The organism is Agarivorans aestuarii, from assembly GCF_019670125.1.
Lineage (GTDB): Bacteria > Pseudomonadota > Gammaproteobacteria > Enterobacterales > Celerinatantimonadaceae > Agarivorans > Agarivorans aestuarii.
Genome location: NZ_AP023033.1, coordinates 2,608,407 through 2,630,036 on the forward strand (window position 1 = coordinate 2,608,407; position 21,630 = coordinate 2,630,036).

The window sequence follows — 21,630 nt, forward strand, 5'->3', positions numbered from 1 at the left end:
GCCCCTTAACAATGGTTATTGTGATAATAGTAAGTCGCTTACAAATCTATGCGTTCATACCACCAAAGAGCTAACAAAATTTAGCCAATAAAAAAGGCGCCCTAAGGCGCCTTATTGCATTAAGTTTAAAATTACCAACCGGTAACTTCACGCAATGCTTTACCAATATCGGCAAGACTACGTACAGTTTTAACACCTGCATCTTCAAGAGCTGCAAACTTGTCTGCAGCGGTACCTTTACCGCCAGCGATAATAGCACCGGCGTGGCCCATACGCTTACCCGGAGGAGCAGTAACACCAGCAATGTAAGAAACTACAGGCTTGGTTACATTTTCTTTAATGTAAGCTGCTGCTTCTTCTTCTGCACTACCACCAATTTCACCAATCATTACGATTGCTTCGGTTTTCGGGTCGTTTTGGAACATTTCCAAAATATCGATGAAGTTAGAACCAGGGATTGGGTCGCCACCAATACCTACACAGGTAGATTGGCCAAAACCTTCGTCGGTGGTTTGCTTAACTGCTTCATAAGTAAGTGTACCAGAGCGAGAAACAATACCAACTTTACCGGCTTTGTGAATGTGACCAGGCATAATACCAATCTTACATTCATCAGGTGTAATCACACCCGGACAGTTAGGGCCAATCATACGTGCGCCAGCTTCATCTAATTTCACTTTAACTTCTAGCATGTCCAAAGTTGGAATGCCTTCGGTAATAGTGATGATGATTTTAATGCCCGCAGAGATAGCTTCTAAAATAGCGTCTTTACAGAAAGGTGCTGGTACGTAAATAACTGTAGCATCTGCGCCAGTAGCTTCTACCGCTTCACTTACTGTATTGAACACAGGAAGACCTAAGTGAGTTTGACCGCCTTTACCAGGTGATACACCACCTACCATTTGCGTACCGTACTCAATAGCTTGCTCAGAGTGGAAAGTACCTTGACCACCTGTGAAGCCTTGACAGATCACTTTAGTGTTTTTGTCGATTAGAATGCTCATTACTTGGCCTCCGCTGCTTTAACTACTTGCTCTGCAGCATCAGTTAAGCTGGTAGCTGCTATAATGTTAAGGCCTGACTCAGCCAAACGTTGGGTACCTAACTCAGCATTGTTACCTTCAAGGCGAACAACAACTGGTACACTCACACCAACTTCTTCTACAGCACCAATAATACCGTCGGCAATTAAGTCACAACGTACAATACCGCCAAAAATGTTTACCAATACGGCTTTTACTTTGTCGTCTGACAAAATAATCTTAAATGCTTCGGTAACACGTTCTTTGGTTGCGCCGCCACCAACATCTAGGAAGTTGGCCGGAGAACCGCCGTGTAGTTGAACGATATCCATAGTACCCATTGCTAGGCCGGCACCGTTAACCATACAACCAATGCTACCATCGAGTGCTACGTAGTTTAGCTCCCATTGTGCGGCATGTGCTTCACGCTCATCTTCCTGCGAAGGATCGTGCATTTCGCGAAGTTTAGGCTGACGGTACATCGCGTTTGAGTCGATGTTAATTTTACCGTCTAAACATACCAAATCACCGCTACCGGTCACTACTAGAGGGTTAATCTCTAGCAATGCTAAATCGTGATCAGTGAACATTTCTGCAAGACCAACAAAGATTTTAGTAAATTGGCGAATTTGAGTTCCTTCAAGGCCCAATTTAAACGCTAATTCGCGTGCTTGGTAAGGCTGTGGGCCTACTAGCGGATCAATCGCCATTTGGTGAATCAACTCTGGCGTTTCTTCGGCAACCTTTTCGATTTCCATGCCGCCTTCAGTTGAGGCCATAAATACAACGCGACGAGTAGCGCGGTCTACTACCGCACCTAAGTAAAGCTCGTTAGCGATATCTGAGGCTTCTTCTACCAAAATTTTTGATACAGGCTGACCGTTAGCATCAGTTTGATAAGTGACTAAGTTTTTGCCTAACCATTGTTGAGCAAATGCCTTAATTTCTTCTTTATCAGACGTTACTTTTACGCCACCAGCTTTACCACGTCCACCTGCGTGAACTTGAGTTTTTACTACCCATGTAGATCCAGGGATTTTGCCTGCAGCTTCAGCTGCTTCTTGTGGGGTATCACAGGCGTAACCTTCTGGCACTGGCAAGCCATAGTCGGCAAATAATTGCTTGGCCTGATATTCATGCAAATTCATGATGTTCTATCCATAGTGTTAGGGGATACATTAGAGGTGCTGAACACCTTTCCGAATAAGGGCCTGAAAACCAGGCCCAATACAAACTTTTATTACACGTCGAGCAATAAGCGTGTTGGGTCTTCGAGCAACTCTTTAATGGTTACTAAGAAACCAACAGACTCTTTTCCATCAACCAAGCGATGGTCGTAAGACAATGCTAAGTACATCATTGGTAGAATTTCCACTTGGCCGTTTACAGCCATTGGACGGTCTTGAATTTTGTGCATGCCTAAAATGGCACTTTGTGGTGGGTTAATAATTGGCGTAGACATTAGCGAGCCAAATACACCACCGTTAGTAATAGTGAAGTTGCCGCCAGTTAACTCTTCAACGGTTAACTTACCATCGCGCCCTTTAATAGCCAGTTCACGGATGCCTTTTTCGATATCAGCAACACTTAGCAAATCACAGTCACGCAATACTGGCGTTACCAAACCACGTGGGGTTGATACGGCAATACTCACATCAAAGTAGTTGTGGTAAACAATTTCGTCACCATCAATTGAAGCATTCACTTCTGGGAAGCGTTTTAACGCTTCAACAACCGCTTTAACGTAAAAAGACATAAAGCCTAAACGGATATCATGACGCTTCTCAAACACTTCTTGATATTGCTTGCGCAAAGTCATAATTGGCTTCATGTTAACTTCGTTGAAAGTAGTTAACATGGCTGTAGTGTTTTTCGCTTCTAACAAACGCTCTGCAACACGCTTACGTAAGCGGGTCATCGCAACACGCTTTTCACTACGCGAAGATAAAGGCGCTTGTGGCGCTACCTCTGCTTTTTCTTGTTTAGCCGCTGCTGCAGGTTTAGCGATATGTGCTTCTACGTCTTCTTTGGTAATGCGCCCGTTAGGACCAGAACCTTTAATTGCAGAAGCATCGATGCCCTTCTCTGCCACCAAGCGGCGTACTGAAGGTGACAACTCTTCACCACTGTCAGCTTTATCGCCAGCGTCATCAGCAGCTTTTGTGCTAACTTCTTCACCCGCAACAGCACCGGCTTTCATTTTACCGATAACTTGTTGAGCAAGTACCGTTTCACCTTCTGCTTCAACAATCTCTTCAAGTACACCAGCTTCCAATGCAGGTACTTCAAGTACTACTTTATCTGTCTCAATATCAACAATAACTTCGTCACGCTCTACTGCGTCACCAGGCTGCTTGTGCCATGTGGCAATTGTTGCATCAGCTACTGATTCAGGTAGGTCTGGCACTTTTATTTCAATGCTCATTAAGGCTTCCTTTATTCTTTTTTATTCAACTGTCAACGCATCAGTAACTAGGGCGCGTTGTTGTTTTAAGTGAAGGGACATATACCCAACCGCAGGTGACGCAGATGCTGGTCGACCAGCATAACGTAATTCAGCTCCGGCAGGGATTACAGATTTAAAGTGATGCTGGCTACTATACCAAGCACCTTGGTTAAGCGGTTCTTCCTGACACCAAACAAATCTTTCTACATGTTGATACTGTTCAAAAATTTGTTTCACGTCTTGGTCGGGGAACGGATATAACTGCTCAACACGAATAATAGCTACATCAGTTTGTTGGTTCTTACGGCGTTGTTCGAGTAAATCGTAATAAACTTTGCCTGAACACATTACCACTTGGCGCACTTGAGCTGGATCGATGTCATCTAACTCGCCAATGGCGTTTTGGAACTGCCCTTCGGCAAGTTCTTCTAAGCTAGACACAGCCAAAGGATGGCGAAGCAAAGACTTAGGCGACATCACAACCAGTGGGCGACGCATTGGGCGGACTTGTTGACGACGCAACATATGATAAACCTGCGCCGGTGTAGACGGCACACATACTTGCATGTTGTGCTCAGCACACAATTGCAAATAGCGTTCTAGTCTAGCTGACGAGTGTTCTGGACCTTGACCTTCATAACCATGAGGAAGCAGCATAACAAGGCCACACATACGGCCCCATTTTTGCTCACCAGATGACAGGAATTGGTCAATCACCACTTGGGCACCGTTAGCAAAATCACCAAACTGAGCTTCCCAAATCACTAAGGTAGATGGCTCGGCGGTTGTATAACCATATTCAAAGGCAAGTACTGCTTCTTCCGACAACACGGAATCAAACAAAGCCAGGTGCCCTTGATCTTCTGCTAAATTTTTAAGCGGAACATAGGTAGAAGCATCAGTTTGATTGTGTAATACCGCATGGCGGTGGAAGAAAGTACCACGACCAGAGTCTTGCCCGGTGATGCGAATATTTTGTTTCTCATCAAGCAAGCTTGCGTAAGCTAGGTTTTCAGCAAAACCCCAATCGACAGGTTTTTCACCTAAGGTCATTAAGCGGCGGTCATCGTTAATTTTCTTAACCCGAGGATGCAACTTATGCTCTTCTGGCAGTTTGGTCAGCCTTTCACCAAGATCTTGAATGGTTTCAACAGGTAAGGAAGAGTCGTATTCCATGTCCCATTCATGACCTAAATACGGTCGCCAATCAACACTGTGTTCGGTCATTGGGCGCCATTCTTCAACCACGCAATCACCGTTATCTAGCTGATCGCGGTAGCCATTAACTAAAGCAGTTGCCTCAGCACTGTCTAACTGACCGCGTTCAACCAATACGTCAGCGTAGAATTTACGAGGCGTTGGGTGCTTTTTAATCTTTTGGTACATCAAAGGCTGAGTTGCATTTGGCTCATCAGCTTCGTTGTGACCATGGCGGCGGTAACAAACTAAATCAATCACTACGTCACGCTTAAAAGTGTTGCGGTAGTCCAAGGCCATACGGCTTACAAATGCCACGGCTTCTGGGTCATCACCATTTACGTGGAAAATTGGCGCCTGAACCATTTTAGCGATATCAGTACAGTATTGAGTTGAACGGGTATCACGCGGATTAGAGGTAGTGAAACCAACTTGGTTGTTCACCACAATTCGCACTGTACCGCCCACTTTAAAGCCACGAGCTTGTGACATGTTAAAGGTTTCTTGCACCACACCTTGACCAGCAATGGCTGAGTCACCGTGAATAGTAATAGGTAAACAGTTTTCACCGGCACGGCGATCTTGACGAGCCCGCACCGACCCCATTACAACCGGGTTTACAATTTCTAAGTGTGAAGGGTTAAACGCCAAAGACATGTGTACATTGCCACCAGGGGTAGCAAAGTCTGAGCTAAAGCCTTGGTGATACTTAACGTCACCAGTGCCCCAAGTATCATCATGTTTACCGGCAAACTCATCAAACAACTCTGAAGGGTTTTTACCTAGCACATTAACCAGTACGTTTAAACGCCCGCGGTGAGCCATGCCCACTACAACTTCTTTAGTACCTTGAATACCCGCCGAGCGCACAATCTCTTTTAGCATCACTAGCAGGCTATCACCACCTTCTAGCGAGAAACGTTTTGCCCCAGGAAATTTAGCGCCTAGATACTTTTCTAGACCTTCCGCTGCGGTTAAACTTTTTAGAAAGCGAACGCGGTCTTCTTGAGTGAAGTTGCCCTGCCCTTCAACTGATTCCAAACGACTTTGAATCCAGCGTTTTTCGTCAGTATCGGTAATGTGCATATACTCTGCACCAATAGAGCCACAGTAGGTTTTAAGTAAAGACTTGTGCAAGTCTTTAAGCGCCATGGTGTCTTTACCAATGGCATATGAGCCTACGTTAAACGTTTCTTCAAAGTCTGCGCTATCTAAAGCATGAAATTCTGGAGAAAGGTCGGCAACTCGTTCTTGCTGCCATAAACCTAAAGGATCCAGTTGAGCATGCTGATGTCCGCGAAAGCGGTAAGCATTAATCAACTGTAATACTTTAACTTGTTTGGCACCGTGTTGAGGATCTTCAACCGGAGAGCTAAAACGAGAGGAATCTTTCGCTAGGCGACGAAAGTAATCACGAATAGGAGCGTGAGGGGTATCTTCAGATGTACCTTCCACAGCAGGGAGTTCAGAGAACACCTCCTGCCATTGTTCAGATACAGAAGAAGGATCTTCTAAATATGCCTCATAGAGGTCTTCCACATAGGTCGAATTAGCACCAGCTAAATGCGAGGACTCTAGCCAGGCCTTCATTACGCCATTTTGCATTTAAACGCTATCCCTTTATTTTCTACGTCACTGTATGACTTTATAGGGTTTTATAAAAAAATAGCCATCCTACCGAAGTAAAATGGCTATTTAGAACCAGCTAATTATAAAAATTAACTTTTTGCTAAACAGCCCGTTTTATCAGCATCGACTTAATATGGCCGATAGCTTTTGTCGGGTTCAATCCTTTAGGACAAACACTTACACAATTCATAATGCCATGACAGCGGAATACGCTAAAGGCATCATCTAATTCTGAAAGACGCTCATCAGTGGCCGTATCTCGGCTGTCTGCCAACCAACGATATGCTGCCAATAAGCCAGCAGGACCAACAAATTTTTCTGGGTTCCACCAGAAAGAAGGACAAGACGTTGAACAACATGCACACAGAATACACTCGTACATACCATCTAACTTTTCACGCTCTTCTGGGCTCTGCAAGTTTTCACGAGCCGGCGGAATTTGTTCATCATTAATTAAGAACGGCTTAATACGGGCGTAGTTATCATAAAACTGGCCCATATCAACTACTAGGTCACGCACTACAGGCAAGCCCGGTAATGGGCGAATCACAATGTCGCCCTTACCTAACAAGTCTGACAATGGTGTAACACAAGCTAAACCGTTTTTACCGTTCATGTTTATGCCGTCTGAACCACAAACACCCTCACGACATGAGCGTCTAAAAGCTATGCTAGGGTCTTGTTCTTTAAGCAAAATCAATGCATCTAGCACCATCATATCAGAGCCCTCAGGGACCTCAAGCTGATATGACTTCATATTTGGCTTAGTATCTGTATCCGGGTTATAGCGGTACAAAGAAAAATTAACGTTCATTACCGCCTCCTTAATATGTACGAATTTTAGGTTCGAAAGCTTCACGCAGATTTGGTGACATATTCACCTCACGACGTCCCATAGTCTCTTTAGCTGGATCAAACAATGAGTGGCATAGCCATTGTGCATCATCACGCTCTGGATAATCGAAGCGACTATGCGCGCCCCGGCTTTCTGTGCGGAAGTTTGCAGCATGGGCAGTTGCAATTGCAGTTGCCATCAAATTGTCTAGCTCTAAGCACTCTACGCGCTGTGTATTAAAGTCTTTAGACTTATCGTCCAAACGAGCATTGGCTAAACGCTTACGAATAACTTGTAACTCTTCTAAACCCTTCGCCATAGACTCACCTTCACGGAACACCGAGAAGTTAAGCTGCATACACTGCTGTAGGTCTTTACGAATTTGAACTGGGTCTTCGCCGTCTGAAGTAGAATTTTCCCAACGATTATAACGAGCCATGGCACGGTCTAACTCTGCGTCAGTGGCGTCAGCCATATTTATTTCATCGTTTAGGTATTCACCTAGGAACTTACCAGCAGCGCGACCAAACACCACCAAATCAAGCAATGAGTTACCGCCTAAGCGGTTGGCGCCGTGTACTGATACACAAGCGATTTCACCCACTGCAAACAAACCGTTGATGATTTCATCTTCGCCTTTCTCGTTTTGGGTAATAGCTTGGCCGTTTACATTACAAGGCACACCACCCATTTGGTAGTGACAAGTAGGAATAACGGGGATTGGTTCTTTAACAGGATCAACGTGCGCAAATGTCCGAGACAGTTCACAAATACCCGGTAAGCGGCTCTCTAGAACTTCTTCGCCTAGATGGTCCATCTTAAGTTTGATGTGTGGGCCCCAAGGTCCATCACATCCACGGCCTTCGCGGATTTCAGTCATCATTGAACGAGCAACAACATCACGGCCTGCCAAGTCTTTAGCATTTGGAGCATAACGCTCCATAAAGCGCTCACCGTCTTTGTTTAATAAGTAACCACCTTCACCACGACAACCTTCGGTCACTAGTACGCCGGCACCAGCAATACCGGTTGGGTGGAACTGCCACATTTCCATATCTTGGATTGGTACGCCAGCACGCAACGCCATGCCCACCCCATCACCGGTATTAATGTGGGCGTTGGTGGTTGAAGCAAAGATACGCCCTGCTCCACCAGTAGCTAATACGGTTGCTTTAGCTTTAAAGTAAACCACTTCACCACTGTCGATATCCATTGCAGTACAACCTACAACATCACCGTCAGCATTTTTTACTAAATCTAAGGCATACCACTCAGAGAATATAGTGGTCTTCTTTTTAACGTTTTGCTGATAAAGCGTATGTAACAAGGCGTGGCCGGTACGGTCAGCAGCTGCAGCAGTACGAGCAGCTTGCTCGCCGCCAAACTCTTTAGACTGTCCACCAAATGGGCGCTGATAGATTGATCCGTCATCAAACCGAGAAAATGGCAAACCCATCTTTTCTAATTCAATAATAACTTCTGGACCTACATTACACATGTATTCAATGGCATCTTGGTCACCGATGTAGTCAGACCCTTTAACGGTATCGTACATGTGCCACTGCCAGTTATCTTTGTGTGAATTACCTAACGCAACCGTTATACCACCCTGAGCAGATACAGTGTGAGAACGAGTTGGAAATACTTTTGAAATCAGAGCGCAAGATTTGCCCTCTTCAGAAATTTGTAAAGCAGCACGCATTCCCGCGCCGCCAGCACCGATTACTACGGCGTCAAACTCTCGAATAGAAATTGCCACTCGACTTACCCCCAAATAACAAACAGGCCGGTCGCAACATAAATTAGCGCCAGAACTGTTAAAGAAAACTGTAAACCAACACGTAATGCAGTGCATTTAACGTAATCAGTTAACACTTGCCATAAACCAATCCAGGCATGGATTAGCATCGATAAAAGTGCAAGTAAGGTGAATACTTTGGTTGGAAGCCAAGCAAAAAATCCACTCCAAGACTGATAAGTCACATCATTAAATGCGAAGAAGCCAAGCAAGTAGATTGTATATAGGGTTAAAATAATGGCGGTTGCGCGAATGAGCAAAAAGTCATGTACGCCGCTACGGCCAAAAGTTGCAGCATTAGTTACCATACGATTACTCCCATTAGTACCGCCAGTACAGCAGTGATAATGAATGAGATTTTAGCGCTAGATGAGGCACTATCTAGTTCTTCCCAATAGCCCATGTCCATGATCAAGTGGCGTATTCCGCCAACAATGTGATACATCAACGCGCTAAGACTTGCCCAAATGATTAACTTCACTAAGAAGTTATCCATAATGGATTGCACATTCGCAAAACCTTCTGCTGATTGAAGGGATTCAGCAAGTAGGCCTAACAAAATAGCCAAGGCGAAAAAAGTAATCACACCGGAAACACGATGCAAGATGGACGCAATTGCGGTAATGGGAAATCTGATGGTTTGTAGGTCGAGGTTTACTGGTCTTTGTTTTGTTTTCACGATTCTCTGCCCACTCAGGTCCTTGAGTATTATTATGGTTATAAAGTGAGGCTCTGGACAGAGCAGCGAGTTGCGATAATGTTAATTTTGTGAACTTAAGGCCTAAATTAAGACTAAAGTATAAAAACTAACATTTATATTGCGCAAAAAATGCTCGGACTAGCGCCATACTTCGAAGAAAGTATAACGCCCACATTATACAAATACAATTAACATTTCCTTCATTTAGCTAATTTAGCGCAACGAAACAGCCAACTTAAATCGAAAATTTAACATAAACGCTATAAGTCACCATATTTCACAACCAGAGCCAATTGACATTGGACCTTGATCTAGGTGAGAATGTGCTGCGCTTTGTATCCAAAAAAACAATACAATTAGAACAAGCAAGGGAGACGTGCTATGGCTGACAATAAAGCCACCCTAACGCTGCCAGGCCAAGAGGCATACGAGATGCCGATTATGTCTGGTACAGCAGGACATGACGTAATTGATGTTCGTACACTAGGTAAGAAAGGGTATTTCACTTTTGATCCAGGTTTCTTAGCGACAGCTTCATGTGAATCAAAAATCACTTATATTGATGGTGAGCAAGGTATTTTGTTACACCGAGGTTACTCAATCGAGGACCTAGCAAAACATGCTGATTATCTTGAAGTTTGTTACATTCTTTTGTTCGGCGAACGACCAAACGTTGAGCAATATGAGAACTTCAAAACCACTGTAACGCGCCACACCATGGTGCACGAGCAGTTAATCCACTTTTTCCAAGGTTTCCGTCGTGATTCGCACCCTATGGCGATTATGGTGGGTGTAGTAGGCGCATTGTCTGCTTTCTACCACGACTCGATGGACATCTCTAATGAGCGTCACCGTGAAATTGCAGCTTACCGCTTGATTTCGAAGATGCCGACATTAGCAGCAATGAGCTACAAGTATTCCGCTGGCCAACCGTTTGTTTACCCTCGCAACGACTTAAGCTACGCTGCTAACTTCCTTAATATGATGTTCTCAGTACCTACTGAAGAATATAAGGTAAGCCCTGTTGTTGAACGAGCAATGGACCGTATCTTCACTTTGCACGCTGACCACGAGCAAAACGCCTCTACCTCTACAGTGCGTTTAGCGGGCTCGTCAGGCGCTAACCCGTTTGCTTGTATCGCTGCTGGTATCGCCTGTCTATGGGGACCTGCTCACGGCGGTGCCAACGAAGCGTGTCTAACCATGCTAGAAGAAATTGGCTCAGTAGATCGTATCCCTGAGTTTATTGAGCGCGCTAAAGACAAAAATGACCCATTCCGCTTAATGGGCTTTGGTCACCGTGTTTACAAAAACTATGACCCACGCGCTACAGTAATGCGTGAGAGCTGTCATGAAGTGCTCAACGAGTTAAACATCGATGATCCACTACTAGACGTAGCGATGGAATTAGAACGTATCGCGCTTTCTGACCCTTATTTCAAAGAGAAAAAACTATTCCCGAATGTAGATTTCTATTCAGGTATCGTTCTTAAGGCAATTGGTATTCCAGTAAGCATGTTTACTGTAATCTTTGCGCTATCTCGCACAGTAGGCTGGATAGCCCACTGGAAAGAAATGATGGAAGAAGAAACCCAACGTATCGGTCGTCCTCGTCAGCTATATACTGGTGAACCACACCGTCCGTTCAAGTAATACTTCTTACTTAGCGCCATAAAAAAACCGAAGCACTTGCTTCGGTTTTTTATTAGCTCTTAACCCATCAGCTAAGCAGGCTTATTGCCAAATTGATAGCTACCATTGGCAAGGAACTGGGCGACTTCGGTACGCTTTTTCGCAATCAATAAAGCACCATCATCCATAAACAAAAAGTTTTTCCAACATCGCTTAAAAACAGCCCAAGTAGTTTCAATAACATTACGTTGGTCATTACAATAATAAACCACTGTATTATCTTGCCAATTAAGATGAACCAGTAACTCTTCGGGTAAGTCTAGCTGCTCGCTATCCCATACCGTTTCCCAGTTACCCTGCCCACTCCAGGTATCTATACTAAATGCCCAATCCCCTTTACGGAAAAAGTCTGGGTGATCAACTTGTTTACTGACTAAGTCTTTCCACAATAAATTAGCTCGGGTTTCCGTCATCGGTTTTATTGCGGCGCAATCTTCACTGCTAATAGGTAGATCAGCACGTCTAAAGATCCAGGCCTTCTTGTGCTCATTTAAAGGAATATAATTCATATTATCTCAATTACTAATGGCTAAGATCAGCCGAATAATGCGCGTACTTTCTCTAAATCTTCTGGAGTATCTACCCCATGAGCCGGTGTTTCGATGGCTCTAGCCATTTTGATTTTATAACCGTGCCACAGAACACGTAGCTGCTCTAGTTTTTCCATTTTCTCAATGGGAGACGGACTAAGCTGCAGGTATTCTCCAACAAAGTGAGCGCGATACGCGTAGATTCCTATATGTCGAGAATACATTTCGCATTGCCAGTCCCCATCCCTTTCGTGAGGCACCGCCGAGCGGCTGAAATACAAAGCGTGGTCGTCTTTATCACACACAACCTTAACAACGTTAGGGTCATGAATGTCTGTATCCTCATATATAGGCACCGACAAACTCGCCATTTTTACTTCGGGCGCATCTTCTAACAAACCGGCGACTTGGGATATCACCATTGGTGGAATTAGTGGCTCGTCACCTTGAACATTTACAACGATGGTATCGTCTGAGAATGCTAATTTTTCACACACTTCCGCCAAACGCTCAGTACCCGATTCGTGAGAGGCGGAAGTGAGAACAACCTCGGCATCAAAGCTCTGAGCAACATCTACGATACGTTGATCATCAGTTGCAATAACGACGCGTTCTGCACCTGATTTACAGGCCTGCTGATAGACTCTTTCAATCATCGTTTTACCGGCGATATCTTGCAGTGGCTTAGCCGGTAAACGGGTAGACTGATAGCGCGCTGGAATAACCACTATAAATTTCATTGTGGTAACTCGTTGGCCGACATTTCTCTAGCTTCATTAACTAATAGAACCGGAATGCCATCTTTAATGGGATAGGCTAAACGGTCAAACTTACACACTAACTCGTTATTGGGTTTATCGTAATGCAGCTTACCTTTACATAAGGGGCAAGCAACGATTTCTAACAAATTATGTTCAACTGACATGAATTTTTTCCTGTAACAATGAGAAAAATTGCTGATAAAACGCATCAGGCAGCATGCTATCCACGGGTAAATAATACCACTCATCACCTGCTGTATGACGATATTTAATCGCATCCTTTTCTGTCATGATTATACGTTTTTCAAGGAGTTCTTTATGTTGTTCTTCACTAAGGTGCTTGTGGTCATCTAAGCTGACTCGCTGCTTACAGTCAAAGCCTAAGCCTTCAAGTGAATCAAAGAAGCGCGCTGGATTGCCAATTCCTGCAATAGCTGCTTCAAACTCTGTAACATCCTTCACTAATTGCTGATCCCTCACGCGGCGTAAACCACTGGCCTGCAACTGTAATAAGTGACTATGAGCATTAAACAGTGGTTCGCCGTTACTCACAAGCAGATCTACCATTGATAGCCTAGAGGCTGTTTCTCGTAAAGGACCAGCAGGTAAACACAAACCATTGCCTAAGCCACGCTGAGCATCAATCACCGCAATTTCTATATCGCGTTGCAAGGCATAGTGTTGCATTCCGTCATCACAAATAATCAGGTCACTGCCCTGCTCGACAGCTACTTTACAAGCTGCACTGCGGTTTGGGTCAACGATCACAGGGCACTGAGTTCGCTGATGAATGAGCAAAGGCTCATCACCACACTCTGAGGACTGGCTTGTAGCATTAACAATAAAAGGATAGTGCGGTGCTTTACCGCCATAGCCACGGCTAACAACCGCGGGCATAAAACCGCGCTGCTTCGCGGCTTCAACCAAGGCTAATACAACGGGTGTTTTGCCGTTTCCACCAACACTGATATTACCCACAATGGCCACAGGAACTGGTGGGCGATAGCTTTTAAGCCAAGACCATTTAAAGGCTAAACGACGGGCGTTAGCCACTAGGTAAAATAAGCCGCTAAGCGGCAGCAATAAAATAATTTTTATCCAATGTTGCTGCTTAGCTTGATACCAAAACTTCACTGCTTACTTTTCACCAAATTGAATTTGATGTAGTTGGTAGTAGTCACCCTGATTAGCCATTAACTCCGCATGGCTGCCCTGCTCAATCACTACACCTTCATCAAGAACAACAATCATGTCTGCGTTTTCAATGGTTGATAAGCGGTGAGCAATCACAATGGCGGTTCTATCAGAACATACTCTGTCAATTGCTTGCTGAATTTTTCGCTCTGACTCGGTATCAAGCGCTGAGGTGGCCTCATCTAGAATCAGTACTGGCGCATCTTTTAATAAGGCGCGAGCAATCGCTATGCGCTGGCGTTGTCCACCAGAGAGCATCACTCCTTTTTCGCCAATCACTGTATCAAAGCCTTCTTCAAATTTTTCTACAAAGCTAGTTACATTGGCCATCTCTGCCACACGCTCAATGTCTTCTCGGCTGGCATTCTCATTGGCATAGCCAATGTTCTCTGCAATGGTGCCGCTAAATAAGTGGACAGTTTGTGAAACTTGCGCAAATTGCTCACGCAAGTTTTTGAGTTGGTAATCTTGAACAGGGATATCATCAAGTAATACTTGCCCAGATTTCACTTCATAAAACTTGGGCAACAAGCCCGCGATGGTTGATTTACCACTACCAGAGCGCCCTACCAAAGCAACGGTTTGCCCTGCTTCAATACTTAGATTAATACCCTTAAGCACAATCTCATTTTTGGTGGGATACTTGAACTCAACATTCTCTAAGTTGATTTTACCCTTAGCACGTTTAGTGACATGGCTACCGGTATCAGTTTCGGTATCCATATCCATTACGGTAAATAAGCTGGTACAAGCAGCCATCGCTCTTTGTACATCGTTATTTAATTGGGTAATTACTCTTAATGGCTTTAGTAACATCATCATAGAGGTAACAATGATGGTAAAGGTACCAGGGCTTAGTTCTGCCACCAGCTCAGGAGATGATGCGGCAAACAGTACAATCGACAAGCCAATAGATGCAATAAACTGTACAGCGGGGTTGGCGATAGCGCTTACTGTTGCCATTTTCATTTGCTGGCGACGAATCATGTTGCTTGCACTATTAAAACGAGCTTCTTCTTTAGGTTGACCACCAAATGACAATATTTCTTTATGGCCATTAAGCATTTGCTCACTGGTAGTGGTCACGTTACCCACAGCGTGCTGCAAGTTAGTACTAATTTTACGGAATCGGCGACTCACCAAATTGATTGCATATCCCACTGGTGGACCGATTACAAAAAAGATTAACGACAGCTGCCAGCTGTTATAGAACATAAGGATCAGCAAGCCAATAATGGTGGCACTTTCTCTCACTAAATTCACTAAACTTGCAGTGGCGGCCGTGCTCACTTGGTTAGAGTCATAGGTGATTTTTGAAATCAGCGTACCTGTTGGGTTTTTATCAAAAAACGATACTGGCATTAGCATTAAATGATTAAATATCTGGCGTTGAATTTTCATCACTAGATGACCACCCACCCAAGACATACCGTAGCTACTGGCAAAACCACAAATACCACGCAACAATACAATGCCTAATACAAAGATCGGCATGTAAGTTAACACTGCCGGGTTTTTACCGGACAAACCTTCATCGATCAGCGGCTTGATAGAGTAAACAAAAAGCGTATCTACGGCGCCGTAACCTATCATGCCAATAATGGCGACAATTAAACCAATTTTACGGTCTTTAACGTAGCTTAATAAACGGAGAAAGTTAGCTTTTGTATTCGTAGCTGTATCTGGAATCATAAGAACAGAGTTATTCCATCGGAAAAATTGCCTTAGTTTAGCGGTTTATAGCCAAATCACCAACTGATGATTTGTTGGTACCACGGACTCAATTTCAAATATCTATATGGATAAACTTGGTATGAACGGTCATCAATTTCAAGTTTTATTGCGCCATCTCGACCCGTTATGTATTGAGTACTCTGCCCATAACGGTTTAGCACAGCGTTATGGGGAAAGTTAAAACGGTTGAATGCGCCACTACTATGGATCACAACTTCGGGGCTTAGTGAATCAATAAAGCCTGCGGAAGATGAACTATTACTACCGTGGTGAGGGCTTAACATTATGTTTATTTTATTTAACCCAGCCTTAACTAGCTGTTGTTCGGCCAGTTGTTCAATGTCACCTGTCAGCAATAGGCTGGTTTTGCTGTCACTGATTTTTAATACACAAGAGCCATTGTTACCGTCGCCTAGATCCGCGAGATAAAAATCAAGTTGTAGCTTCCCCCATTTCCTGCTGCCTTGGCAATAGGTTTCGGGTAGGCGTTTGTCCCTGCCATAGTATCGCTTCGCTTGTGGGTAAGTTTGCTCCAAGACTTCTCGCCCACCAGCATGATCAATATCACCATGACTAATTACAATACTGTCTACACGGCGAGTTCTTAGTTCTGCGATTAATGGCAGAACCACACTCTCTGCATAGCTAAAGCCACTACGAAACCTAGGCCCAGTATCGTAGATCAGCGCTTCTCCTTGATGAGATACCACTACCGCAAGCCCTTGCCCTACATCCAACACATACACTTGCCAATGCCCATTAACTAGGCTTAGGCGTGAGCTACTAGGTAGCAATAACAGTAACAACAGCACCCAGTATAAACGTTGACGGTAGAACAGCATCAGAAGGGCGCATAGCGGTAGTATCAGCAATAAGCCGATAACTATCGACGAAGAACTCAAGCTCACTGACAAATTAGCATCTAACCACTCTAAGGAGTGATAAAGGTAAGAAAAAATGCCATCAATAAACGGTGTTAGAGGCTTTGCCAAAATACTGTTAATGCCAATAAGCAACATCAGCAATAACAATGCGGGTACCAAAACCAAGCTAAACAATGGTACTGCAACTAGATTTAACATTAGCGAGGAGCTGGGCACCAAGCCAAATAACAATACTTGCAGCGGCATCATCAACAAACCAATAGCCAATTGAATCAGTACTAACATGGCTAGTTTGTTTTTGGGCCCTAACCACAAACATAATAAAACGATGGCCACAGCAAGATAAGACAACCAAAAGCCGTTGTTATAAACACTAAAGGGCCAAATTAGCAAAATAAGAAAAGCGCTAAGTATTAGCCCCGAGACAACTTTCCTGCGATTCCCAAGCACTATAAATAACATCGAACAGCTGTACATAAGCAGCGCTCTCATCATAGATAACTGCCAGTTCGCCAGCCAACAAAATGCTAAGCAGCAAAGCAAGCTAAAGATGATTGGGACAGCTTGATGGTGGATGCGAAGTATCGCACTCAGCAGTTTTGCTAGTAGCCAAGACCAAAATGCAACGATGCCCAAATGTAATCCGGACAATACGAATAGATGGCCGAGGCCTGTTTGCTGGTATAGCTGTTTATGTTGCAGTGATAAAAGTCGTTTGTCACCGCTCATCAGCGCCAGCATTTCTCCAGCATAAGAGTAGTGCTGCAGCGAATTAACTATTTTTTTTAACCCGAGCTCTCGAAATGATGGCCTCTCTTCTAGTAAGCGATAACTAATCAGTTTACCGCGACCGATTACAGATTTAGCCACCAGCCATCTTGCATAGTTAAACCCAGCAGGGTTGATACTGGCGAATGCGGGTTTAAGCTTTACCTCAGCAACAATTGTTTGGCCAGCATTCAGTTCAACAAAGTCCTTCCCAGAGCGAGAATGATAAAGCGTTAATTTTGGCTGCCACAAGGCTATACTTGTTTGGGCATCTAAGTGATGCAGTTCTACAGTGACTTTTTGCCAGTATTGATTATTATCAACTGCCAAGACCTCACCAATTATGCTAAAGTTGGCCGTTTTTTGTTGGATAGTAACAAGCCATGACTGATAATACAGCGCGTGGCTAGTCATCCAGCACACACCAAATATGAAGCCAGCAGCCCAAAGCTTTCTTTTCCAAAGTAAAGCCAAAAGTGCAACGAAGCTAACATATAGAAGTGGTAGGCTAAGTAAGCTCGGCCAGAATAGTGATGAAGTCATTGCTAGCAAACTTGCTAGTAAAAAGGCATTCATATGTCATAAGAAGTTTATTATCAATAACAAACTATATGCCAAAAAAAACGATACAACGATTTATTCCTAAAACTGAAGATCTAAAAGCAAGCAAGCATCTAAAATTTTTTGGTGATTGGCTACACAACCCCAATTTGTGGCACCTTAATCGGCGCTCGGCTGCTGGGGCTTTCGCCATAGGTTTATTTGTAGCGTTTATTCCCTTGCCATCACAAATGATTATTGCAGCAGCTTTAGCCATTATGTTTAAGGTAAACTTGCCTCTTTCGGTAGCTTTGGTTTGGATATCAAACCCCTTTACCATCCCGGCAATATTTTATTTTTGTTATTTGGTAGGTACCGGGATCTTAGGCCAACCTGTTGCTGACTATCACTTAGAGCTCACTTGGCATGGTTTAGAACACTTGATTGCCACAATTGGGCCAGCGTTTTTATTAGGAAGTCTGGTTAACGGTATTGTTTTTTCGGTATGCGGGTATTTTGCTATTAACGCTCTTTGGCGTTACTCGGTAAGACGCCGTTATCGCAAACGCCGCTAAATATCACAAACTAGAAAGGAGCTTTGCAGCTCCTTTTTTGTAGATATGAAAATCAACCTAGCTCTTGAGCCGGCTTAACTCTGGTAGCCTGCCAAGCTGGCCATATAGTGGCTAACATACTCAACAACAAGGCCGCAGCCACTACCGCGATAACATCTGTCCAAATAAGCTTAACCGGTAGAAAATCGATAAAATAGATATCTGCTGAAAGCAGGCTATGACCTATTAGCGTTTCAACTAAACCAACTAGCTTTGGTAGGCCAAAACTGCCCAATACACCTAGCAAAGCACCCCAGGCGCATCCCAATACACCATTATACGAGCCGTAAACAATAAAACTCTTGAGCAAGGTTTGATCACTGGCCCCCATGGTTTTCAAAATAGCTATATCACCGCGTTTTTCGCTTACTGCCAATATCAAGGTAGATACGATATTGAAACTAGCGACTGCGACAATCAGCAGCATGATTGCGTACATGATAGTGCGGACTAATTGAATGTCTTGGTATAAATATCCGTGTTGGCGGATCCAACTTTTGATATACACCAATTGCGGAAAGGTTTTGGCTACCGAGCGAACAACCTCATCGGCCTGCAAGGGTTCAGTTACCCGCAAGCTTATCCCCGAAACACCGTCTTGCCATTTCATAAGTTCTTGAGCATAGGCTAAGTTAATAAAGGCCAATTGATTATCAAGTTGCCCTCCAGCCCTCATCAAACCAACTACTTTCACTCGAACCCGCTGCGGCGAGCTTAATCGGTTTTGTTGATTAGCTTTAGGTAGTAACAATGTTACTTGCTCCCCTTCAACTACATTAAGCAACTTAGCAATGCCCGAACCCAAGACAATTTGCGGCTGTTTGTTTGCCAGGGCTTGCCAAGCATCATCGCCTACATACTGATGAAGATTAGTCACATTTTTCTCGAGGCTTGGATCAATTCCTTTTAGCGACAAGGCTTTCATCTGTTTGCCTTTTTGCACCAAGGCGCTAAAGCTAACATAAGGCGCAGACCCCAACACCTTGCTGTGTTCACTGGCGCTGCTTAGTAGCTGTTGATGATCTATTAAGGGTGGGTTAACAGCCTCAAGTTCACCATGGCTTACAATAGCTAGAAAGCGATCCCGCAATTCACGCTCAAACCCATTCATTACCGAAAGACCGATAATAAGCACAGCAACACCAAGCACAATACCTAAGGTTGAAGAGGCCGAGATAAACGAAATAAAGCCGTTACTATTTTTGGCACGGTGGTAACGTAAGCCAATAAAGAATGACAAAGGCAAGCGCATCTTATTCGCCCTTGCTGACAAAGTTGCCATCTTGCATGTAAGCCTGACGAGAAAACTTAGCGGCTAAGGCTAGGTCATGAGTTACCACAACGAATGCCGTATTTAAATCACGGTTTAACTCAAGGATTAGCTGATAAATAGACTCGGTACTATGGCTATCTAAATTTCCAGTTGGCTCATCGGCCAGCACTAAGCTTGGCTCGTTAACCAAGGCGCGGGCGATAGCCGTGCGCTGACGCTCCCCACCCGATAACTCTGAAGGCCGATGCTCTAAGCGATGTCCTAGGCCTACCCGCTCCAATAAAACTTGAGCTTTTTGCATGGCAGTTTTCTTAGCCATTCCTGCAATTAACAGGGGCATGGCCACATTCTCAATCGCCGAAAACTCACCCAGCAAATGATGAAACTGGTAAATAAAGCCAAGCTTTTGATTACGCAATTTAGCTAGTTGCTTACTACTCAATCCAGCGATTGCTTGACCATCAATGTTCACCTCACCCTTATTGGCTTCGTCTAAGCCACCAAGGATGTGTAACAACGTACTCTTTCCCGAACCTGAGCTACCAACAATGGCTACGGCTTCGCCAGCATTCACCTCAAAGTCAACACCATGTAATACTTCGGTTAGTTGGTTGCCGTCTTGGTAGGTTTTGTATATATCTTTTGCCACTAACACGGGCTGAGCTGTTAACTCACTCATATCGAAGAGCCTCTGCGGGATGAATTTTGCTGGCGCGCCAAGCGGGATAAATAGTCGCTACAATGCTTAATAACATCGCTGCGATGGTGATAAATAAAATTTGCTCACTGCGCTGTAACACTGGTAAGCCGGCGCCACCAAAGTTTGCAGCGAAATTAAGGCCAATGCCCGACATAACACTGTTAATATTAGAACTTAACCACCAACCGCTTAAGGCACCCACGGCAGCACCAATACAACCGCTCCAAGCGCCTTGCATTATAAACACCATTACCACTTTGCCGCGTGATAAACCCAATGTTTGCAAAATGGCTACATCACTGCGTTTTTCGCCCACCATCATTACTAAGCTAGATAAAATGTTGAAAGCCGCGACAGCAATAATTAAGCAAAACAACATACCCATCATGTTCTTTTCCATTTTAACTGCGGCAAATAATTCACCGTAATAACGGCGCCAATCTTGGAATTCAATGGCATCTTGCTTGAGGCTAGCCGCAATGTTTTCTATCTTGAAAGGGTCATCGAGAAACACCCGCTGTTGGCTCACAGACTCTAGCGGTGAGCGCAGTAAACGCGCGCTATCTTCTATGTTCACCAGGATAAATTGTTTGTCGACTTCAGCAGCAAACTCAAAAATACCTGATACCACAAAGTTACGTTGAGAAGGCATTTCACCTAACGGGGTATACACTAATCTGTCGGTGGCGAGCAGTCGAATAGTATCGCCTAAACGCACACCCAATGCGTTAGCGGTACCAATACCAATCACTACCTTGTAACTGCCTGCTTGCAAACTATCAAGCTCGCCAATTAGCATCTTTTCACGCAGTAAAGCAGCATCCTTTTGCTGCTTCACATCAATACCCTGCATCATTGCTGCATGCAGGTTACTGCTGCTTTGCAGTACCACTTCACTCAGCACCAAGGGCGCACTAGAAAATGAGGATAAACTGTCAGGTAAAGTTTGCTGGTTAGCAATGGTTAGGTGAGGAACCAAATTTAAGATACGTTGCTTTAACTGGTTTTCAAAGCCATTCATTACCGAGATAACCGTAATTAACGCGGCCACCCCTAAAGTAATACCCAAGGTAGAAAACCAACTCACAAACGAAGCAAAACGTTGCTGTTTGGCTCCTCGCGAGAACCGCCATGCAATAAAGCCAATTAATTTCATTGAAGCAACGAACATCCCTAGGCACAAAAAAACGCGCTAATCATACCGCGCGACCTAAAGGCCAACAAGTGACAACCCTTGCTTAATCACATAAAAAACAAAGATATTCAGATTATTTGCATTCCGCTACGCAACTTGTTGTAATTTCGCCTTCAAC

The 21,630-nt window shown here is 44.2% G+C and carries 19 protein-coding genes; 2 read left to right on the forward strand and 17 right to left on the reverse strand.

Annotation, left to right across the window (positions count from 1 at the left end; all coding sequences use genetic code 11):
- Positions 1-131: 131 nt before the first annotated feature.
- The 8 genes from sucD to sdhC all read right to left on the reverse strand — a co-directional run bounded on the left by sucD (position 132) and on the right by sdhC (position 9,609).
- Complete coding sequence (sucD, locus tag K5609_RS12135; protein WP_221073878.1) at positions 132-1,004, reverse strand: succinate--CoA ligase subunit alpha; 873 nt, start codon at positions 1,002-1,004, stop codon at positions 132-134.
- Positions 1,004-2,170, reverse strand: a complete 1,167-nt coding sequence (gene sucC, locus K5609_RS12140; protein WP_163133554.1) for an ADP-forming succinate--CoA ligase subunit beta — start codon at positions 2,168-2,170, stop codon at positions 1,004-1,006. Before sucC ends, sucD begins: the two co-directional genes overlap by 1 nt.
- 92 nt (positions 2,171-2,262) lie before the next feature.
- The gene (gene odhB / locus K5609_RS12145; RefSeq protein ID WP_221073879.1) at positions 2,263-3,447 is read right to left on the reverse strand and encodes a 2-oxoglutarate dehydrogenase complex dihydrolipoyllysine-residue succinyltransferase; all 1,185 of its coding nucleotides are present in this window, start codon (positions 3,445-3,447) and stop codon (positions 2,263-2,265) included.
- A gap of 21 nt (positions 3,448-3,468) precedes the next feature.
- Positions 3,469-6,270, reverse strand: a complete 2,802-nt coding sequence (gene sucA / locus K5609_RS12150) for a 2-oxoglutarate dehydrogenase E1 component (protein WP_221073880.1) — start codon at positions 6,268-6,270, stop codon at positions 3,469-3,471.
- A 124-nt stretch (positions 6,271-6,394) separates the two neighbouring features.
- Positions 6,395-7,108 carry a succinate dehydrogenase iron-sulfur subunit gene (locus K5609_RS12155; RefSeq protein WP_137673005.1) on the reverse strand — a complete coding sequence of 238 codons (714 nt, stop codon included), beginning with the start codon at positions 7,106-7,108 and terminating at the stop codon, positions 6,395-6,397.
- A gap of 10 nt (positions 7,109-7,118) precedes the next feature.
- A complete protein-coding gene (gene sdhA / locus K5609_RS12160; protein WP_221073881.1) occupies positions 7,119-8,888 on the reverse strand; it encodes a succinate dehydrogenase flavoprotein subunit in 1,770 nt (589 codons plus the stop codon).
- A gap of 5 nt (positions 8,889-8,893) precedes the next feature.
- A complete protein-coding gene (gene sdhD, locus K5609_RS12165; RefSeq protein WP_016402543.1) occupies positions 8,894-9,235 on the reverse strand; it encodes a succinate dehydrogenase, hydrophobic membrane anchor protein in 342 nt (113 codons plus the stop codon).
- Positions 9,229-9,609 carry a succinate dehydrogenase cytochrome b556 subunit gene (gene sdhC / locus K5609_RS12170; protein ID WP_163133699.1) on the reverse strand — a complete coding sequence of 127 codons (381 nt, stop codon included), beginning with the start codon at positions 9,607-9,609 and terminating at the stop codon, positions 9,229-9,231. The genes sdhD and sdhC overlap by 7 nt, the downstream gene beginning before the upstream one ends.
- Before the next feature lie 399 nt (positions 9,610-10,008).
- Here sdhC and gltA point away from each other — a divergent pair, with 399 nt between their 5' ends.
- Positions 10,009-11,280 (forward strand): citrate synthase, encoded by a 1,272-nt coding sequence (gltA, locus tag K5609_RS12175; protein WP_016402545.1) that lies wholly within the window; start codon positions 10,009-10,011, stop codon positions 11,278-11,280.
- A 71-nt stretch (positions 11,281-11,351) separates the two neighbouring features.
- Here gltA and K5609_RS12180 read toward each other — a convergent pair whose 3' ends face one another.
- The 6 genes from K5609_RS12180 to K5609_RS12205 are packed head-to-tail and all read right to left on the reverse strand — an operon-like array spanning position 11,352 to position 17,766.
- Positions 11,352-11,828 carry a DUF2947 domain-containing protein gene (locus tag K5609_RS12180; protein WP_221073882.1) on the reverse strand — a complete coding sequence of 159 codons (477 nt, stop codon included), beginning with the start codon at positions 11,826-11,828 and terminating at the stop codon, positions 11,352-11,354.
- Positions 11,829-11,854: 26 nt separating this feature from the next.
- Entirely contained in the window at positions 11,855-12,589 is a 735-nt protein-coding gene (gene kdsB / locus K5609_RS12185) for a 3-deoxy-manno-octulosonate cytidylyltransferase (RefSeq protein WP_221073883.1), read from the reverse strand.
- The gene (locus tag K5609_RS12190; protein WP_221073884.1) at positions 12,586-12,774 is read right to left on the reverse strand and encodes a Trm112 family protein; all 189 of its coding nucleotides are present in this window, start codon (positions 12,772-12,774) and stop codon (positions 12,586-12,588) included. The genes kdsB and K5609_RS12190 overlap by 4 nt, the downstream gene beginning before the upstream one ends.
- On the reverse strand, positions 12,764-13,744 hold the full coding sequence (gene lpxK, locus K5609_RS12195; RefSeq protein ID WP_221073885.1) for a tetraacyldisaccharide 4'-kinase: 981 nt from the start codon (positions 13,742-13,744) through the stop codon (positions 12,764-12,766). The genes K5609_RS12190 and lpxK overlap by 11 nt, the downstream gene beginning before the upstream one ends.
- A gap of 3 nt (positions 13,745-13,747) precedes the next feature.
- Entirely contained in the window at positions 13,748-15,496 is a 1,749-nt protein-coding gene (msbA, locus tag K5609_RS12200; RefSeq protein WP_221073886.1) for a lipid A export permease/ATP-binding protein MsbA, read from the reverse strand.
- Between the two features lie 56 nt (positions 15,497-15,552).
- The gene (locus tag K5609_RS12205) at positions 15,553-17,766 is read right to left on the reverse strand and encodes a DNA internalization-related competence protein ComEC/Rec2 (RefSeq protein WP_343212471.1); all 2,214 of its coding nucleotides are present in this window, start codon (positions 17,764-17,766) and stop codon (positions 15,553-15,555) included.
- Positions 17,767-17,801: 35 nt separating this feature from the next.
- On the opposite strand from K5609_RS12205, the gene K5609_RS12210 reads away from it, so the two are divergent.
- Positions 17,802-18,305, forward strand: a complete 504-nt coding sequence (locus tag K5609_RS12210) for a DUF2062 domain-containing protein (protein WP_016402552.1) — start codon at positions 17,802-17,804, stop codon at positions 18,303-18,305.
- A gap of 52 nt (positions 18,306-18,357) precedes the next feature.
- Here K5609_RS12210 and lolE read toward each other — a convergent pair whose 3' ends face one another.
- From lolE to K5609_RS12225, 3 genes are read right to left on the reverse strand one after another with little or no spacing between them, the layout of a single operon-like run.
- Positions 18,358-19,596, reverse strand: a complete 1,239-nt coding sequence (gene lolE / locus K5609_RS12215) for a lipoprotein-releasing ABC transporter permease subunit LolE (RefSeq protein ID WP_221073888.1) — start codon at positions 19,594-19,596, stop codon at positions 18,358-18,360.
- A gap of 1 nt (position 19,597) precedes the next feature.
- Positions 19,598-20,296, reverse strand: coding sequence for a lipoprotein-releasing ABC transporter ATP-binding protein LolD (gene lolD / locus K5609_RS12220; RefSeq protein ID WP_221073889.1), 699 nt, complete (start codon positions 20,294-20,296; stop codon positions 19,598-19,600).
- Positions 20,289-21,473: a lipoprotein-releasing ABC transporter permease subunit gene (locus K5609_RS12225; RefSeq protein ID WP_221073890.1), complete on the reverse strand. Its 1,185-nt coding sequence runs from the start codon at positions 21,471-21,473 to the stop codon at positions 20,289-20,291. The genes lolD and K5609_RS12225 overlap by 8 nt, the downstream gene beginning before the upstream one ends.
- Positions 21,474-21,630: the final 157 nt, after the last annotated feature.

Bases quoted from the DNA above. Each gene is read 5' to 3' on its own strand.
- sucD (WP_221073878.1), bottom strand. From the start codon at position 1,004: ATGAGCATTCTAATCGACAAAAACACTAAAGTGATCTGTCAAGGCTTC.
- sucC (WP_163133554.1), bottom strand. From the start codon at position 2,170: ATGAATTTGCATGAATATCAGGCCAAGCAATTATTTGCCGACTATGGC.
- odhB (WP_221073879.1), bottom strand. From the start codon at position 3,447: ATGAGCATTGAAATAAAAGTGCCAGACCTACCTGAATCAGTAGCTGAT.
- sucA (WP_221073880.1), bottom strand. From the start codon at position 6,270: ATGCAAAATGGCGTAATGAAGGCCTGGCTAGAGTCCTCGCATTTAGCT.
- K5609_RS12155 (WP_137673005.1), bottom strand. From the start codon at position 7,108: ATGAACGTTAATTTTTCTTTGTACCGCTATAACCCGGATACAGATACT.
- sdhD (WP_016402543.1), bottom strand. From the start codon at position 9,235: ATGGTAACTAATGCTGCAACTTTTGGCCGTAGCGGCGTACATGACTTT.
- gltA (WP_016402545.1), top strand. From the start codon at position 10,009: ATGGCTGACAATAAAGCCACCCTAACGCTGCCAGGCCAAGAGGCATAC.
- K5609_RS12180 (WP_221073882.1), bottom strand. From the start codon at position 11,828: ATGAATTATATTCCTTTAAATGAGCACAAGAAGGCCTGGATCTTTAGA.
- kdsB (WP_221073883.1), bottom strand. From the start codon at position 12,589: ATGAAATTTATAGTGGTTATTCCAGCGCGCTATCAGTCTACCCGTTTA.
- K5609_RS12190 (WP_221073884.1), bottom strand. From the start codon at position 12,774: ATGTCAGTTGAACATAATTTGTTAGAAATCGTTGCTTGCCCCTTATGT.
- msbA (WP_221073886.1), bottom strand. From the start codon at position 15,496: ATGATTCCAGATACAGCTACGAATACAAAAGCTAACTTTCTCCGTTTA.
- K5609_RS12205 (WP_343212471.1), bottom strand. From the start codon at position 17,766: ATGAATGCCTTTTTACTAGCAAGTTTGCTAGCAATGACTTCATCACTA.
- K5609_RS12210 (WP_016402552.1), top strand. From the start codon at position 17,802: ATGCCAAAAAAAACGATACAACGATTTATTCCTAAAACTGAAGATCTA.
- lolE (WP_221073888.1), bottom strand. From the start codon at position 19,596: ATGCGCTTGCCTTTGTCATTCTTTATTGGCTTACGTTACCACCGTGCC.
- lolD (WP_221073889.1), bottom strand. From the start codon at position 20,296: ATGAGTGAGTTAACAGCTCAGCCCGTGTTAGTGGCAAAAGATATATAC.
- K5609_RS12225 (WP_221073890.1), bottom strand. From the start codon at position 21,473: ATGAAATTAATTGGCTTTATTGCATGGCGGTTCTCGCGAGGAGCCAAA.